The sequence below is a fragment of the Mesorhizobium sp. WSM4906 genome (assembly GCF_029674625.1).
Taxonomy (GTDB): Bacteria; Pseudomonadota; Alphaproteobacteria; order Rhizobiales; family Rhizobiaceae; genus Mesorhizobium.
Genome location: NZ_CP121355.1, coordinates 2,808,898 through 2,823,677, shown reverse-complemented (window position 1 = coordinate 2,823,677; position 14,780 = coordinate 2,808,898). Strand labels below are relative to the sequence as shown.

At 63.5% G+C, this 14,780-nt stretch carries 13 protein-coding genes; 3 read left to right on the top strand and 10 right to left on the bottom strand.

Annotated elements, in window-relative coordinates; genetic code table 11:
• Positions 1 to 468: 468 nt before the first annotated feature.
• Both QAZ22_RS13455 and carB read left to right on the top strand, forming a co-directional pair.
• Positions 469 to 1,242, top strand: a complete 774-nt coding sequence (locus tag QAZ22_RS13455; protein WP_347566941.1) for an SH3 domain-containing protein — start codon at positions 469 to 471, stop codon at positions 1,240 to 1,242.
• 209 nt (positions 1,243 to 1,451) lie between these two features.
• Positions 1,452 to 4,943 carry a carbamoyl-phosphate synthase large subunit gene (gene carB, locus QAZ22_RS13450; protein ID WP_278207247.1) on the top strand — a complete coding sequence of 1,164 codons (3,492 nt, stop codon included), beginning with the start codon at positions 1,452 to 1,454 and terminating at the stop codon, positions 4,941 to 4,943.
• 14 nt (positions 4,944 to 4,957) lie between these two features.
• Here carB and QAZ22_RS13445 read toward each other — a convergent pair whose 3' ends face one another.
• The 10 genes from QAZ22_RS13445 to QAZ22_RS13400 all read right to left on the bottom strand — a co-directional run bounded on the left by QAZ22_RS13445 (position 4,958) and on the right by QAZ22_RS13400 (position 14,024).
• Positions 4,958 to 5,749, bottom strand: a complete 792-nt coding sequence (locus tag QAZ22_RS13445) for a hypothetical protein (RefSeq protein WP_278207246.1) — start codon at positions 5,747 to 5,749, stop codon at positions 4,958 to 4,960.
• Positions 5,750 to 5,926: 177 nt separating this feature from the next.
• Complete coding sequence (locus tag QAZ22_RS13440; RefSeq protein ID WP_278207245.1) at positions 5,927 to 6,571, bottom strand: hypothetical protein; 645 nt, start codon at positions 6,569 to 6,571, stop codon at positions 5,927 to 5,929.
• Positions 6,572 to 6,749: 178 nt separating this feature from the next.
• Positions 6,750 to 7,214, bottom strand: a complete 465-nt coding sequence (locus QAZ22_RS13435) for a cupin domain-containing protein (RefSeq protein WP_278207244.1) — start codon at positions 7,212 to 7,214, stop codon at positions 6,750 to 6,752.
• A gap of 260 nt (positions 7,215 to 7,474) precedes the next feature.
• Entirely contained in the window at positions 7,475 to 8,038 is a 564-nt protein-coding gene (locus tag QAZ22_RS13430; protein ID WP_278207243.1) for a DUF4142 domain-containing protein, read from the bottom strand.
• Between the two features lie 100 nt (positions 8,039 to 8,138).
• A complete protein-coding gene (locus QAZ22_RS13425; protein WP_278207242.1) occupies positions 8,139 to 8,894 on the bottom strand; it encodes a DUF899 family protein in 756 nt (251 codons plus the stop codon).
• A 110-nt stretch (positions 8,895 to 9,004) separates the two neighbouring features.
• A complete protein-coding gene (locus QAZ22_RS13420) occupies positions 9,005 to 9,832 on the bottom strand; it encodes a carbohydrate ABC transporter permease (protein ID WP_278207836.1) in 828 nt (275 codons plus the stop codon).
• The gene (locus tag QAZ22_RS13415) at positions 9,829 to 10,743 is read right to left on the bottom strand and encodes a sugar ABC transporter permease (RefSeq protein ID WP_278207835.1); all 915 of its coding nucleotides are present in this window, start codon (positions 10,741 to 10,743) and stop codon (positions 9,829 to 9,831) included. Before QAZ22_RS13415 ends, QAZ22_RS13420 begins: the two co-directional genes overlap by 4 nt.
• Before the next feature lie 95 nt (positions 10,744 to 10,838).
• Positions 10,839 to 12,107, bottom strand: coding sequence for an ABC transporter substrate-binding protein (locus QAZ22_RS13410; RefSeq protein ID WP_278207241.1), 1,269 nt, complete (start codon positions 12,105 to 12,107; stop codon positions 10,839 to 10,841).
• Positions 12,108 to 12,496: 389 nt separating this feature from the next.
• A complete protein-coding gene (locus QAZ22_RS13405) occupies positions 12,497 to 12,994 on the bottom strand; it encodes an N-acetyltransferase (protein ID WP_278207240.1) in 498 nt (165 codons plus the stop codon).
• 52 nt (positions 12,995 to 13,046) lie between these two features.
• Complete coding sequence (locus tag QAZ22_RS13400; protein ID WP_278207239.1) at positions 13,047 to 14,024, bottom strand: transglycosylase SLT domain-containing protein; 978 nt, start codon at positions 14,022 to 14,024, stop codon at positions 13,047 to 13,049.
• A gap of 175 nt (positions 14,025 to 14,199) precedes the next feature.
• Between QAZ22_RS13400 and QAZ22_RS13395 the strand changes: the two genes are divergently transcribed.
• Positions 14,200 to 14,769: a methylated-DNA--[protein]-cysteine S-methyltransferase gene (locus tag QAZ22_RS13395; RefSeq protein WP_278207238.1), complete on the top strand. Its 570-nt coding sequence runs from the start codon at positions 14,200 to 14,202 to the stop codon at positions 14,767 to 14,769.
• Positions 14,770 to 14,780: the final 11 nt, after the last annotated feature.

The following is a 14,780-nucleotide window of genomic DNA, read 5'->3' as shown; positions in this document are numbered from 1 at the left end:
GTGAGCGGTGAGATTTTCGCCGTTTCTGTGAAATCAGCGCAAGCGCTGGGGACTAGCTGAAAGCCTCTCAACCTCGTCCCAGGGCGAAGCAGGAGCGAAGCTCCGTCGCGGAGACCCTGGGATCCATGCCGTTACCTTGATCGAAGGGTGCAAGCGGAGCAGAATTCTGCATCGTAGCAGCGCTCTGAAGTCACAGCATGGATCCTCGGGTCTGCGCGGTACGCTTCGCTTCCCGCTCCGCCCGAGGATGACGACGGGATGGGCATTTCGGCCAATCGCCAAGGCATGTGCCCTGCCAAGGTAAGCATAGCCAGGCCGACGCGTCCATTTTGGAGATGACATGCGACGGCAACCTCCCCTAAAAACGCCGTGGCTTGAGGTGGGCGCGCCGATTCTGGTCGCGCCTGACAATTGCAGTGCATTGCCCGTGGCCGAAGGATGAAGCGCAAAGTCACGCTCCGATCGATATTGCTGATCGCCGCCCCTTTGCTGCTGGCCGCCATGCCGGCTTTGGCCGAGGAGGCGCCGGCGGCGATCATTTCGATTATCGGCGGCCTGGCACCCGACGATCTCCTCAACATTCGCGCCACCGCTTCGCCGGGCGGCAAGATCGAGGCGCGCCTGCCGAACGGCGCGGCCGTGAAGAACTACGGCTGCAAGCTCGTCAACAACTATCCCTGGTGCAAGGTCGAGGATACGCAGGACGCGCACATCACCGGATGGGCGCCCGCCCGCTATCTCAGCCCCAACAACCCGGCCCCTGCGCCGGAAGATGCCGCCGTCCCGGCGACTGCGGCCGCCGCGCCTCAGCCCTCCGAGGAGCAGCCGGACATCGCGTCGCGCCTGGGCGCCAGCGAGCCGGCCGAGCCGCCATCCGCGGCCGACATCAGCGTGACCGCCATGCAGGACGCCTATCGTCTCGCCTTCGCGGCCTCGGCGTCGTCTGCCGAAGAATCCGACACCCCTGCCCCCGATGCCGCCGGCGGCATTCCCTGCGCGCGCCGCATCGGCCAGCCGATGACCCGCTGCGAGGTGAGCGTCGCGCGTAAGGATGGCGACAGCGCCGTGACCGTGACCTGGCCGGACGGCGGCACGCGCGTCATCAACTTCCATGGCGGCATGCCCGCCGGCTCGGACTCGCCGGATAAATTTCGCTACACGCGCGAAGGCAGCTTGAACATGATCCGCGTCGGCGTTTCCGAGCGGTTCGAGATCACCGACGCGCTGGCATTAGGGGAGTAAGGGAATAGGGGAGTAAGGGAGTAGGGAAAGAATGCCTACTGCCCTACTGCCCTACTCCCCTGCTTCTCTCATTTTCGGGGTTACATCCGCCAAAACTCTTCCCTATAAGGCCCTCCTAGCCTGATACCAGAATCGCAAGCACAACCGGCCGGGTCCTCCCCCCGCCCGGTTTTTCGTGCAAGCCGCTCGCCGAACGGAACCAACTGCCTATGCCAAGACGCACCGACATCAAGTCGATCCTGATCATCGGGGCCGGCCCCATCGTTATCGGCCAGGCATGCGAGTTCGACTATTCCGGCACCCAGGCCTGCAAGGCGCTGAAAGAGGAAGGGTTCCGCGTCATCCTGGTCAACTCCAATCCGGCCACGATCATGACCGACCCGGAGCTGGCCGACGCCACCTATATCGAGCCGATCACGCCCGAAGTGGTGGCCAAGATCATCGCCAAGGAGCGCCCCGATGCGCTTCTGCCAACCATGGGCGGCCAGACGGCGCTGAACACGGCGCTGTCGCTGCGCCGCATGGGCGTGCTCGACCGCTATCAAGTAGAGATGATCGGCGCCGACGCCGCGGCCATCGACAAGGCCGAGGACCGCGCGCTGTTCCGCCAGGCGATGAGCAAGATCGGCCTCGAGACGCCGCGCTCGATGCTGGCCAACGCCACCGACGTCAAGGATGCCGACCGCAAGATCCACGAGGCCGAGCGCGCCGCGCTGAAGGCGGAGCACCCCGAAAACCTCGACGCCGCGCTCGACGCGCTGGAGACGCGCTGGAACCTCGGCGAAGGCGACCGCAAGCAGCGCTATATCAGCCATGCCATGGCGATCGCCGCCCAGGCGCTGGACCATGTCGGCCTGCCGGCGATCATCCGCCCCTCCTTCACCATGGGCGGCACCGGCGGCGGCATCGCCTACAACCGCGCCGAATTCTACGACATCGTCCAGTCCGGCCTCGACGCCTCGCCCACCACCGAGGTGCTGATCGAGGAAAGCGTGCTCGGCTGGAAGGAGTATGAGATGGAGGTCGTCCGCGACAAAGCGGACAACTGCATCATCATCTGCTCGATCGAGAACCTCGATCCGATGGGCGTGCACACGGGCGATTCCATCACCGTGGCCCCTGCCCTGACGCTCACCGACAAAGAATACCAGATGATGCGCAACGCCTCGATCGCGGTGCTGCGCGAGATCGGCGTCGAGACCGGCGGCTCCAACGTGCAGTTCGCCGTCAACCCGGCCGACGGCCGCCTGGTGGTGATCGAGATGAACCCGCGCGTCTCGCGCTCCTCCGCGCTTGCCTCCAAGGCGACCGGCTTCCCGATCGCCAAGGTCGCGGCCAAGCTCGCCGTCGGCTACACGCTGGACGAGCTGGAGAACGACATCACCGGCGGCGCGACGCCGGCCTCGTTCGAGCCGTCGATCGACTATGTGGTGACGAAGATTCCGCGCTTTGCCTTCGAGAAATTCCCCGGCGCCGAGCCGGTGCTGACCACCGCCATGAAGTCGGTGGGCGAGGTGATGGCGATCGGCCGCAGCTTCCAGGAATCGCTGCAGAAGGCGCTGCGCGGACTGGAAACCGGCCTCACCGGCCTCGACGAGATCGAGATCCCCGGCCTCGGCTCCGCCGACGGCGCCGACGACCGCAACGCCATCCGCGCCGCGCTCGGCACGCCGACGCCAGACCGGCTGCGCATGGTGGCGCAGGCGATCCGCATGGGCACCTCGCTCGAGGACGTGCACGCCATGTGCAAGATCGATCCGTGGTTCCTCGAGCAGATCGCCGGCATCATCGCCATGGAAGAGCGCATCCGCGAGCATGGCCTGCCGCGGGACGCCGCCAATCTGCGCATGCTGAAGGCGATGGGTTTCTCCGACGCCCGCCTCGCCTCGCTGACGAAGACCGACGCGGAAGTGATTCAGAACATTCGCGAAAAGCTCGGCGTTCATCCGGTTTATAAGCGCATCGACACCTGCGCCGCCGAGTTCGCCTCGCCGACCGCCTATATGTACTCGACCTACGAGACGCCGTTTGCCGGCGAGCTCGCCAACGAGGCGCGGGTCTCGTCGCGCAAGAAGGTCGTCATTCTCGGCGGCGGCCCTAACCGCATCGGCCAAGGCATCGAGTTCGACTATTGCTGCTGCCATGCGGCCTTTGCGCTGCGCGACGCCGGCTTCGAGGCGATCATGGTCAATTGCAACCCGGAGACCGTCTCGACCGACTACGACACCTCCGACCGCCTCTATTTCGATCCGCTGACGCCGGAGGACGTGCTGGAGATCCTGCGCGCGGAGCAGGCGTCCGGAGAGCTGGTCGGCGTCATCGTCCAGTTCGGCGGCCAGACGCCGCTCAAGCTGGCGGATGCGCTGGAGAAGGCCGGCATCCCGATCCTCGGCACCTCGCCCGACATGATCGACCTCGCCGAAGACCGCGACCGTTTCCAGAAGCTTTTGCACAAGCTCGGCCTCACCCAGCCGAAGAACGGCATCGCCTATTCGGTCGAGCAGGCCCGCCTCGTCGCCGCCGAGCTCGGCTTCCCGCTGGTGGTGCGCCCGTCCTATGTGCTCGGCGGCCGCGCCATGCAGATCATCTACAACGAAGGCATGCTGCAGACCTATCTGCTCGACACCGTGCCCGGCCTGGTGCCGGAGGACATCAAGCAGAAATACCCCGCCGACAAGACCGGCCAGATCAACACGCTGCTCGGCAAGAACCCGCTTCTGTTCGACACCTATCTGACCGGCGCCACCGAGGTCGACGTCGACTGCCTGTGCGACGGCAAGGAGACCTTCGTCTCCGGCATCCTGGAGCATATCGAGGAGGCCGGTATCCATTCAGGCGACAGCGCCTGCTCGCTGCCGGTGCACTCGCTGCACCCCGACCTCGTCGACGAGCTGGAGCGGCAGACAGCAAGCTTGGCTCGCGCGCTCAACGTCGGCGGCCTGATGAACGTGCAATACGCGATCAAGGACGGCACGGTCTATGTGCTGGAGGTGAACCCTCGCGCGTCGCGCACCGTGCCCTTCGTCGCCAAGACCATCGGGCGGCCGATCGCCAAGATCGCGGCCCGCATCATGGCCGGCGAGACGCTGGAGAACGCCTTCGCCCATTACGGCGCCATGCCCGACCCGCGCAGCCCGGGCCACATCGCGGTCAAGGAAGCCGTCTTCCCCTTCGCCCGTTTCCCCGGCGTCGACATCCTGCTCGGGCCGGAAATGCGTTCCACCGGCGAGGTCATGGGCCTCGACCGCGACTTCGCCCTGGCCTTCGCCAAGAGCCAGCTCGGCGCAGGTGTCGATCTCCCCCGTTCCGGCACGCTGTTCGTCTCGGTGCGCGACGAGGACAAGAAGGGCATCCTGCCGGCGGTCAAGCGCCTCGCCGGCCAGGGCTTCAAGGTGCTCGCCACCTCCGGCACGGCGCGCTTCCTCGCCGAGAACGGCGTGGTGGCGGAAAAGATCAACAAGGTGCTCGAAGGCCGCCCCCACATCGAGGACGCCATCCGCAATCGCCAGGTCCAGATCGTCTTCAACACCACCGACGGCCAGAAGGCGGTGTCGGACTCGAAGTCGCTGCGCAGAGCCACGCTGATGCAGAAGGTGCCGTATTATACGACGCTGTCGGGCGCGGCGGCCGTGGCGGAGGCGATTGCGGCATTAAGGGCGGGGAATTTGGAGGTTCGGCCGCTGCAGGAGTATTTTGGGTGAGGACTATTGGCGTGTTACTTTAGAGCGTAAATTGCCAAGCCCAAACCGACAATACTCGCAATACTTGCAAAGAAAGCAATCAGTTTGTTCTCAAGAATCCAGTAAACAGCAGCACGAATGCGCCCTCCGTGCATATCCCAATGAGTAGTGTTAGTTTTAAGTGAACGATCCTTCACTAGAGTCGCAAGATTAGCTAATATGTCGACTTTTCGCAATGTAGATTGATGAAGACCATTGAAATTTCGTTCCTCGAATGCTTTAGCCTCTTGGGGGCCAGTCATAAAGTCCAACGGACGAATTTTATTCCTTTCTATCAAAGACTCCAGTCTCGGATGAGAAATATAGCCCTTTCCATATATGTTTATAATTATCCTTGAAAGGTCGTGTTTGCGCTCGTCATCGATCGTTATAGGAGCGCCACCAAGAACAGTGTAGCGATGCTCAATAGCAGGAAAGCCATAGTTCGCATCCCGCATATTCCAATGCAGAAAATGGCTGTTCCGATATGAACCGATGAAAGCAAAGAACGCGTCAAGCATCACGCGTTCGAGTCGATCATAGTGCTGTTCAATTTCACGAAACGCTACACCCTGTCGCTCTGCGACTTGGTGAATAGAGAAAGAATGCGTTTGCGCGTCGCTTAGTTTACGGACTGCGATGGAAGTTACTCTAGGTGATCGACCTTCCGGACGATCATAAAAACTCTCACAGGAATAGTGGATAACCCAGGTATTTTTTGCATCTGCAAAAATACCGTCGATCTCTCGCCATCCGTCTTTTTGCCGAGTTGGGTCAGGAGCAGTCATATTCAGTACCGAGGTACGTTGGCAAATTGAATTGCAGGAATGATAGCCATGAGCTATCTTTCCTATGCTCGCCTATAGGTGAGCAGAGAGGGCCGCTGGACATCGGTTTTGGACACCGAGCCAGCGGCTCCCACGGCCTCAGCAGCGCTGAGGAAATTTCCCATTTGGACTGGGAAACTATTCAACAGACGCCATCGCACGTATCACGTTCGCAATCTTGTTTGCCTCTGCGGGCGTCAGATCGTAGGGCAACCCTTGAACTTGGATCGTCAGATCCGGCCTGATCGGGATAGGCAATATTGAGACCGAGGTCGGCGGCGCAGACGTAAAACTTGTAGTTGCTCTTGGTGGCGCCTCCACCTGTGCTCTGGGACCTTCTGAGCCAACCTGCTTAGGGCGATCCGCGACCTTTCTCCCCGACGGCTGCACGGATGGCCTAAACGACATTGGATTGTCTTGATAGTTCTTGAAATCATCTATCGCCGACTTCAGCCTACTTTTATAGGTATTCAAACTATCTGGCGTGTAATCGGAACCAGAGATATTTGAAAACCGAACAAAAAGATGATCCAAGTCTAGCTTGGTGACATCTTCGGCCTCCTCTTTATCGAGGATGGCCAGAACCTTATTTGCTGCAGCCTTGCGCGAACGAGCAGTCGTCTGATTCATCAGGCCCTTCCTCGCAAGATAGTCGAGGAACTCAAGAAGGGCCTCCCGGGACCGCTTTCCGTTCATTGCAGCATCCTTTCTTGGAGACGTCATACCACGGTTCAGACAAATTGCAAGCCAATTTCTATCTGAATAGACATTGTCTATGTCCATGGGCATATCGGCCGACATACGCCGGATTGCGGACCATCGCTATGCGTCAGACGCGCAGCGCCACACCGCCACCATCGCGAGTCAGGGCAACTAGATGACACCGTTCGGGTTGCGCAAGTTCAAGGTAGCGCGCCGTCACTGATGAGCGGAAAGCCAGCGGCGAGGCATTGTCCAGCGGTCACCCCTGCCCCGGATACGGCACCCCATCCTTGTGCAGGAACCGTCCATCCGAACTCGGGCTCATCATGTCAATGTCGGAGCAGGTGATGAGATCATCCGGGTTGCGCGAGCCGACTTCCAGGTAGCGCGCCGTCACCGACGAGCGGTTGATCATGTGGTGGCCGTCGCCGCTGTCCTTGGCGAAGGCAGCACTATCGCCGGCCCTGAGCAGCGTCTCGCCGCCGTCCTCGACCAGCGTCAGCTCGCCCTCCAGCACATAGACGAGCTCGTCCTCATGGCTGTGCCAATGGCGCTGGCTCGACCAACCGCCGGGCGGCAGCGTCATCAGGTTGACGCCGAAATCCTTCAGCCCGCCGGCATCGCCGAGGCGCTGCCGTGTACGCTCGGCGCAGGGCTGGCCGAAAGGCGGCGGATAGCTGGAGCCCTTGCGGACGGGTACGGATGAGATATCGATCTTGGGCATGGCTTTTTCCGTTGATTCGATGCCGGCATTGCGAATGCGCACTCCCCCTTCTCCCCTTGTGGGAGAAGGGGGCCGAGCGAAGCTCGGTCGGATGAGGGGTGTTCCAGCTTGGCGATGCGCCCGGTCACACGCAACCGTGCTATTGGTGCCGAAAGGCACACGATCACCGCGGTCTCATTTCTTCCAACACCCCTCATCCGTCTCGGCGCTGCGCGCCGATCCACCTTCTCCCACAAGGGGAGAAGGCAAGGATTTGCCTCTCACCCCTGATGCGCCACCGCCAGCTCCTTCACACGCTTCTCATGCATCTTCAGCATCGGCAGCGTCTTCTTGGCGAATTCCTTCATCGCCGGGTCGTCGCCCGAATTGGCATAGGTGCTGAACAGGGCAACCGCATCCTTGTGCGCGTCGGTCTGCATCTTGATGTATTTCCGGTCGAAGTCCTTGCCGCTGGCGCTCTTCAATTCGCCGAGCATCTGCTGCTCCCTGGGCTGCAGCGCGGGATCGGAGGGCTTGATCGACGAGGTCGTCTGGCCCTGGCTCAGCGCCGCCTTGAAATCCTCGCCGATCTTGCTGTGGTCGGCAATCATCTGGCCGGCGAAGGCCTTGACGTCGTCCGACGTCGACTTCTCTTGCGCCAGCTTGCCCGACTGGATCTCGAATTCGTCGGCGTTGGGCACGGTAGCTACGAAGGTCTGGGTGTCGACCTTGTCCTCGGTCACCATGGGGCCAACGGCATCCGGGCTTGTGTCGTCCGACTGGGCAAGGGCGGCCGGCGCGCCGGCGAGCAGCGCGATGGCGGCCAGGGGCAGAAGCGTTCTCATCTGAAGTCTCCGATCCGGAACAGCCCCTCTGCCACCTCAAACGCGGCACCGGCGTCGGGGTTGCCTGGAAAGACCGGCGCCGGAACCGCCTGCCTTGCCGTCAGTGGCAGGATGCTTCGGCGGCGCGTTCGGAATATTGCAGCTGCTCATGCCAGTCCGGGCGGCCTTCCGGGGTGAAGTCCATCAGGTTCCACAGGATCTCGCAGGTGCCGATCGCGCGCGGATCCTGGCCGGGCTCGGTCGGCGCGAAGCCAAGCTCCGACGACCAGAAATGGCGGATGCCGTCGCCGTTCCGGTGGAACACCGAAAGCAGCGGTATCTGCGCGCCGTCGCTGGTCTCGGAATTGTAGTCGCGCTTGAAGCTGTTGCCGGCCGAGGAGACGAGACGCATGTTTCTCCAGCCGCGGTCGCGGCCGAGCGCCGTCAGATTGTCGAGCGCGGTCTTTGCCACCACGGCGAAGTTGAAGCCCGCCGCCTCCAGATGGCCGATCGCGCCGTCGAACTGGTCGAGCAGCGCGGTGCAGGACGGGCATGGTTGGTCCGCTCTGGCGAGCTTCGCCGTCTCGCCGCTCGCTGCCACCGCGCGCGTTTCCTGCGGATGGCGCGGAAACATCATCTGGTAGAGGATCAGCGTATCCTTGCCCGGCTGGAACAGGTCGGACAGGCTGACCCGCGTCGCCCTGCCCTCGCCGTCCAGCCCGTCGAAGACATAGTCCCGCGACACCAGCCCGCCCGGCGGCAGCGCGCGTCTGGCCGCGGCCACGGCTTCCATGGCGCGACGCAGCTCGATTTCCTTTTGCAGGAGCTTCTCGCGGGCGGCGCGGTATTTGGCGGATTCGTTGGGAAAGGTGATCATGGCTTTCTCCTTGGCCGTCGCACCGGCGTCCCGGCGCGGGTTGCACTACGACCGAAGGACGTGTCGCGCCGGCTACATCCGACATTCCGGCGCGCTTCTTTCTGACGCGCCTATCCCTTGACCCCGCCGGCGGTGAGACCGGAAACGATCTTGCGCTGGAAGATCAGCACCAGCACCACCAGCGGCACGGTGACGATCACCGACGCGGCCATGATGTTGCCCCAGGGGATCTCGAACTGCGAGGTGCCGGACAGCAGCGCGATCGCCACCGGCACGGTGCGCTGGGCGTTGTTGGAAGTGAAGGTCAGCGCGAACAGGAACTCGTTCCAGGCGCCGATGAAGGCGAGCATGCCCGTCGTCGCCAAGGCCGGCCACATCAAAGGCAGGAAGACGCGGGTGATGATGATCCAGGGCGTCGCGCCGTCGAGGATCGCCGCTTCCTCGATCTCGACCGGCAGGTCGCGCACGAAGGTGGTGAGCACCCAGACGGTGAACGGCAGGGTGAAGATCATGTAGGAGAAGATCAGCGCGATCAGCGAATTGTAGAGGCCGGCCCAGCGGATCATCTCGAACAGGCCGGCCAGCACCGCCACCTGCGGGAACATCGAGACCGACAGGATGCCGAGCATCAGCGCCGCGCGGCCGCGAAAACGGATGCGCGCCAGCGAATAGGCGGCGGTGACGCCGAGCAGCAGCGAGATCAGCACGACCGCGCCCGACACGACCAGCGAGTTCACGAGGTTGCGCAGGAAGGTGCCTTCGGTGAGCACGTTCCGGTAGTTGGCGAGGCTGATCGTATGCGGCCAGAGGCTAGCCTCGAAGAGCTCCGTTCCCGATTTCAGGCTGGTGGCGATGGCGTAGTAGAACGGGAAGACCGCGATGAAGATGATCACCGCCACCAGCAGATAGAAAGCCATGCGCTTTAGCAGTGCCATCAGCTGCCTCCGTCCAGGCTTATCCGGGCGATGCGGATGTAGGAAATGGTGAGCAGCGCCAGGATCAGGAACAGCAGCGTCGAGGCGGCCGAGCCATAGGCGAACTTGTCGAACTCGAACAGGTTCTCGCGCGCGAACACCGACATCGACTTGGTGTGCACATTGTTGGGCGTCAGCACATAGATCAGGTCGAAGATGCGCAGCGCGTCGAGCGCGCGGAAGATCACCGCCACCATCACCGCCGGGCGGATCAGCGGCAGGGTCACCCGCCAGAAGATCTGCCACGGATTGGCGCCGTCGAGCCTTGCCACCTCGACGATCTCGCGCGGCAGCATCTGCAATGCGGCGAGGATCAGCAGCGCCATGAACGGCGTCGTCTTCCAGATGTCGACCATCAGCACGGCGACCATCGCCGTGTCGGCGCTGGCGGTCCAGGCGATCTTGGCATGGATCAGGCCGAGGTTCAGCAGCACGACATTGATGATGCCGAACTGGTCGTTGAGCATCCATTGCCACATCTTTGCCGAGACGATCGTCGGGATCGCCCAGGGAATGAGGATCGCCGCCCTGACGATGCCGCGTCCACGGAACTCGGCGTTGAGCACGAGCGCGACGATCATGCCCAGTATCGTCTCGCAGGTCACCGAGACTGCCGTGAAGCGCACAGTGTTCCACACCGCCCGCCACCACACCGGGTCGACCAGCAGCCCGTCATAGATCGTGCGGCCGCTCGGCATGCTGAGCATCGAGAAATAGTTGGCGAAGCCCACCCATTGGCGGGCGTCGAGGTCCGACAGCGAGGCGTCGGTGAAGCTGAAATAGACGGTGCGGATCAGCGGCCAGCCGGCGACGGCGGCAAGCACCGCAAGCATCGGCGTGAGGAACAGCCAGGCCGAGCGCACGCGCTGCGCCATCAGCCGCGAGCGCGTACGCCGGGCGGCGGCTGTTTCCGGCGCCCGTTTCGTCTTGCCGCCGCGGACGCCCGAGCCGGCTTCTGCCGGCGCCGCGGTCACCAGCCGCTGCCTTTCAGCTTGGTCAGCGTCACTTCGAGATCGGCGAGATTGTCGGCGGCGCTGCCTTCGCCGGACAGGGTCTTGTGCACGGCGGTCCAGAACTGGCTCGACGCCTCGTTGTACTTGACCTTGACCGTCGCCGAGGGCCGCGGCGCCGCGTTGAGGAAGACCTCTTTCCAGCGCGGAACGATCGGCTGTTCCTTGGCGATGTCGGCATCGTCATAGAGCGCCTGGATGGTCGGCAGGGTCGATCTCTTCAGTGTCCGGTATTTCTGCATCTCGGGCGAAGCGATGAACTTGACCATGTCGATCGCCGCGTCCGGGTTCTTCGAATATTTGGAGACCGCGAGATTCCAGCCGCCGAGCGTCGCGATCGGCCGCGCGCCTTCGCCCTCGCCCGCCGGCAGCGGCGCCACGTCGAACTTGCCCTTGATGGGTGAATCGCCGCCGTTGCCCAGCGCATAGGCATAGGGCCAGTTGCGCATGAAGACGGCGTTGCCGGTCTGCCAGACGCCGCGCGCTTCTTCTTCCTGGTAGGCGAGCACGCCCGGCGGCGAGATGGTGCCGATCCAGCCCTTGACCATGTCGAGCGCGGCCGCCGCCTTTGGATTGTTGACGGAGACTGTGCCGTCCGGATCGATGATCTGGCCGCCGCCATTCGACATCACCCATTCGAGCGCGTCGCAGGTCAGCCCCTCATAGGCGTTGCCCTGGAAGACGAAGCCCCACATGTCCTTGTTGCCGGCGGCCCGTTCCTTGTCCATCACCAACTTCGCGGTGTCGGCCAACTCCTTCCAGGTGGTCGGCACCTTGGCGCCGTATTTGTCGAGCAGATCCTTGCGGTAGTAGAGCGCCGGCGCGTCGGTGTAGATCGGCAGCGCGACCAGCTTGCCGTTGACGGTCTGCGATTGGATGATCGAGGGGAAGTGCTTGGCCACGATGTCCTTGGTCGCGTCGGTCAGGTCGACGAGCTGGCTGGCGAGCTGCGGCGCCCAGATCACGTCGGTCTGGTAAACGTCGATGTCGGTGTTTCCGGCGGCGAGCCACAGCTTGTACTGGCCGAACTGGTCGGTCGTCGACGGCGGCATGACGACGATGTTGACCTTGTTGCCGCTCTGCTTCTCGTAGCGGTCGAGTATCTCGCGCAGCACCTTGATGCCGTCGCCGGTGTCGCCCGACACGATCGACAGGTCGACCGCGTGAGCTGGGACCACGGCGAACATCGCGCCGGCCGCAAGCGCAAGAAATGCGTGAAGAAGCTTCATGGCGGTGGACCTCCCTTTGGAGGCTGGCGGCCGAGACTGCGCGCGCCGACAGCCATCAGATGCCCACCCAGCACTTGAATGCGGAGCACCGCTTTGGGTTCCAACATCAGCTATTCGGCATGAATCGGCGGCGTCTCGGCCGCTGACCGAAGCGCAAGAATGCAATCTGGCTGGCTGGAAGGGCGGATTTCAAACCAAAGCGGGCGGGCTCCGAAACCCGCCGCCCCGGAGCCCGCCTTTGGAGTGGCTGACGCATGCCGGCACAGCCTCCTCCGACGCCTTGCCCGCGTCGATCCGCCGATCGGCCGCCCGGCACGACGACGCATTAGCATGCCCTAACGTCATCCTATGTGAAGCGGTTCACAATGCCGGTGGTCGGTGGAAAATCATTAACCTTCCCAGCCGACGGGGATCATGCCCAGCCGCTCATAAAGCCTGAAGGCGGCGGCGTGCCCGACCGTGTTGGTCTTGAGGTCGACATGGATCGCGCCCCTGTCCCGAAAGGCAAGGAAGACATGCCGCATCAGCGCCTCGCCGATGCCGCGCTTTCTGGAGCCCGGGTGGACCGCAAGATCCTTGACGAAGCCGGACGTCCAGCAAAGCGCGGCGCCGGCCAGCAAGCCTTTGCCGTCGATGACCAGGAAGCAGAGATCGGGATCGAACTCGGCATCGCCCGAGATACGCTCCCACCAATCGTCGAACGGGCCGTCGGCGCCGTCGTCGAACGCCTCTTCCAGGAGCGCATGCAGGGCCTGCGCATCCCGGTGCTCGAACGGGCGCATGATGAACGCTTCCGGCCAATGCGGCGCGGTCAGCGCATCGTCGAGAAGCTTGCGAAGGCGGATGTCATTGGGCGCAGGCGGGCTCGGACCGCTTTGCTCATGCATGTCGCAGCCCCAAACAGCTACGCTCCCCGCTGCGCACTGGCGAGCAGGACGCTCAGGCGCCTGGCTGCAGGCGGCGGCGGTCGACGCCGAGGCCCGTCTGCTCGAGCAGACCCTTGCGCTTGGCGTCGTAATAATAGCCGGTCTGGTAGAGCGTGTCGGCGCGCTTGGCGTTGCCGCCCGAGACCAGCCAGGCGCCGCGCAGATATTTGACCGCGTATTTGAGATTGGTCTCGGCGTCGAACAACCCGCTCGCCGGCCCGTCATAGCCCATGCCGCGCGCCGTCGCGTGCTTGATCTGCATCAGCCCCCAATGGCCGTGATTGTAAGCTTTCGGGTTGAACGTGCTCTCCCGGTTGACGACATGGCGCACCAGATCGACCGGCACTTCGTAGATCGCCGAATATTTCTCGATCAGCCGCTCGATCTCGGCGCGCGGGCCGCTGGCATGCTGTTCGGGCTGGACCGGTTGGGCAAGCAGCGCCGGGTTTTGCGGCACCACATAGGCGGCCTGCTGGACGCCCGGCATGGGAGCCACCTTGGCCGACTGACCGGTGACCGGCATGGCAACGCCGGCGGTCCTGTAGACGGCTGCCTGCTTGAGCGAAGCGGGGCCGATCGGCGACGCGCCGGCCATCAGCACCGGCGGCGGCGGGAACTGGCCGGCGACGGGTGTCGAACCGGCGAACGCGGTGGGTTGCGCCGGCGGCGGAAGCGTGGCGCCAGGTTGCACCGGCGGCGGCAATGGCGCGCCAGGCGTCGTCGGCGCGCCGGGCGTCGTCGCCCCAGAAGTTACCAACGCCACGGCATCGCCGGCTAGCGCCGCCGTCTGCACCTGCGCGAGGCCGGAAGGCTCAGGCAGCACGGCCACCGTCTCAGGCAGCGCAACGGTCGGTGTATCGTCCTCGACGGCTGGCGTCGAAGCCGCCGCAAGCGCGGGCGTGGCTTTCATCTGCGAGGTCGAGGTACAGCCGCTGAGGCCGGCAGCGGCAACGAGCACGCCGATCGCGGTGAGGATGATTTTCGCTGCCAAGCCCTGCAGGTCCGATTGTCGGTTGTTAAAAAGTCCTTACACCAGCGATTCCAACCGGGCAATCGGGGCCAATATGCAGGTTTCGGGTGGCGAGACTCGGATCAAACTGCGATATTGTTCCCTATCTGTACTGGAGATGTACCCGTTTTTCGCCGTTTGCGGAAAGGAGCGCACCATGGAAAACGCATCACCGATCACGGCCGGCCACGCAGTGTTAGAAACAGTGATCGGCTTCATGGGCATTGCCTGGAGCGAAAAGGGCCTGATCCGGCTCTGCCTGCCCGAACGCAGCCGCGAAGCGGTCGAGCGCCGGCTGTTTCGCAATGCCGGTGTTTCGAGAGCCACCGAGCAGCCGAAATGGGTGGTCGAATTGATCGCTTCGATCAAGGCCTATGCGGCCGGGCAGGATGTCGATTTCTCCGGCGTGCCGGTCGATCTCGACAGCGTCGACGATTTCCGCCTCGCCATCTATGACGCCGCGCGCAAGCTCGGCTTCGGCGAGACCACCACCTATGGCGAACTGGCCAAGCGCGCCGGCCATTCCGGCCTCGCGCGCGAAACCGGCGCCGCCCTCGGCGCCAATCCGGTGCCGCTGGTCATTCCCTGCCACCGCATCCTTGCCGCAGGCGGCAAGATCGGCGGCTTCTCCGCGCCTGGCGGCTCCGCCACCAAGGAGAAGATGCTGGCCATGGAGGGCGTGCGCGTCGGTCCGCCGCCGGCCGCGCAGGCTTCGTTCGGGTTCTGAAAAGTTGCCGA

What these genes read in the sequence shown, in the direction of transcription:
- carB (WP_278207247.1), top strand. Translation starts at nt 1,452, where the DNA reads ATGCCAAGACGCACCGACATCAAGTCGATCCTGATCATCGGGGCCGGC.
- QAZ22_RS13445 (WP_278207246.1), bottom strand. Translation starts at nt 5,749, where the DNA reads ATGACTGCTCCTGACCCAACTCGGCAAAAAGACGGATGGCGAGAGATC.
- QAZ22_RS13440 (WP_278207245.1), bottom strand. Translation starts at nt 6,571, where the DNA reads ATGGACATAGACAATGTCTATTCAGATAGAAATTGGCTTGCAATTTGT.
- QAZ22_RS13435 (WP_278207244.1), bottom strand. Translation starts at nt 7,214, where the DNA reads ATGCCCAAGATCGATATCTCATCCGTACCCGTCCGCAAGGGCTCCAGC.
- QAZ22_RS13430 (WP_278207243.1), bottom strand. Translation starts at nt 8,038, where the DNA reads ATGAGAACGCTTCTGCCCCTGGCCGCCATCGCGCTGCTCGCCGGCGCG.
- QAZ22_RS13425 (WP_278207242.1), bottom strand. Translation starts at nt 8,894, where the DNA reads ATGATCACCTTTCCCAACGAATCCGCCAAATACCGCGCCGCCCGCGAG.
- QAZ22_RS13415 (WP_278207835.1), bottom strand. Translation starts at nt 10,743, where the DNA reads ATGGCGCAGCGCGTGCGCTCGGCCTGGCTGTTCCTCACGCCGATGCTT.
- QAZ22_RS13410 (WP_278207241.1), bottom strand. Translation starts at nt 12,107, where the DNA reads ATGAAGCTTCTTCACGCATTTCTTGCGCTTGCGGCCGGCGCGATGTTC.
- QAZ22_RS13405 (WP_278207240.1), bottom strand. Translation starts at nt 12,994, where the DNA reads ATGCATGAGCAAAGCGGTCCGAGCCCGCCTGCGCCCAATGACATCCGC.
- QAZ22_RS13395 (WP_278207238.1), top strand. Translation starts at nt 14,200, where the DNA reads ATGGAAAACGCATCACCGATCACGGCCGGCCACGCAGTGTTAGAAACA.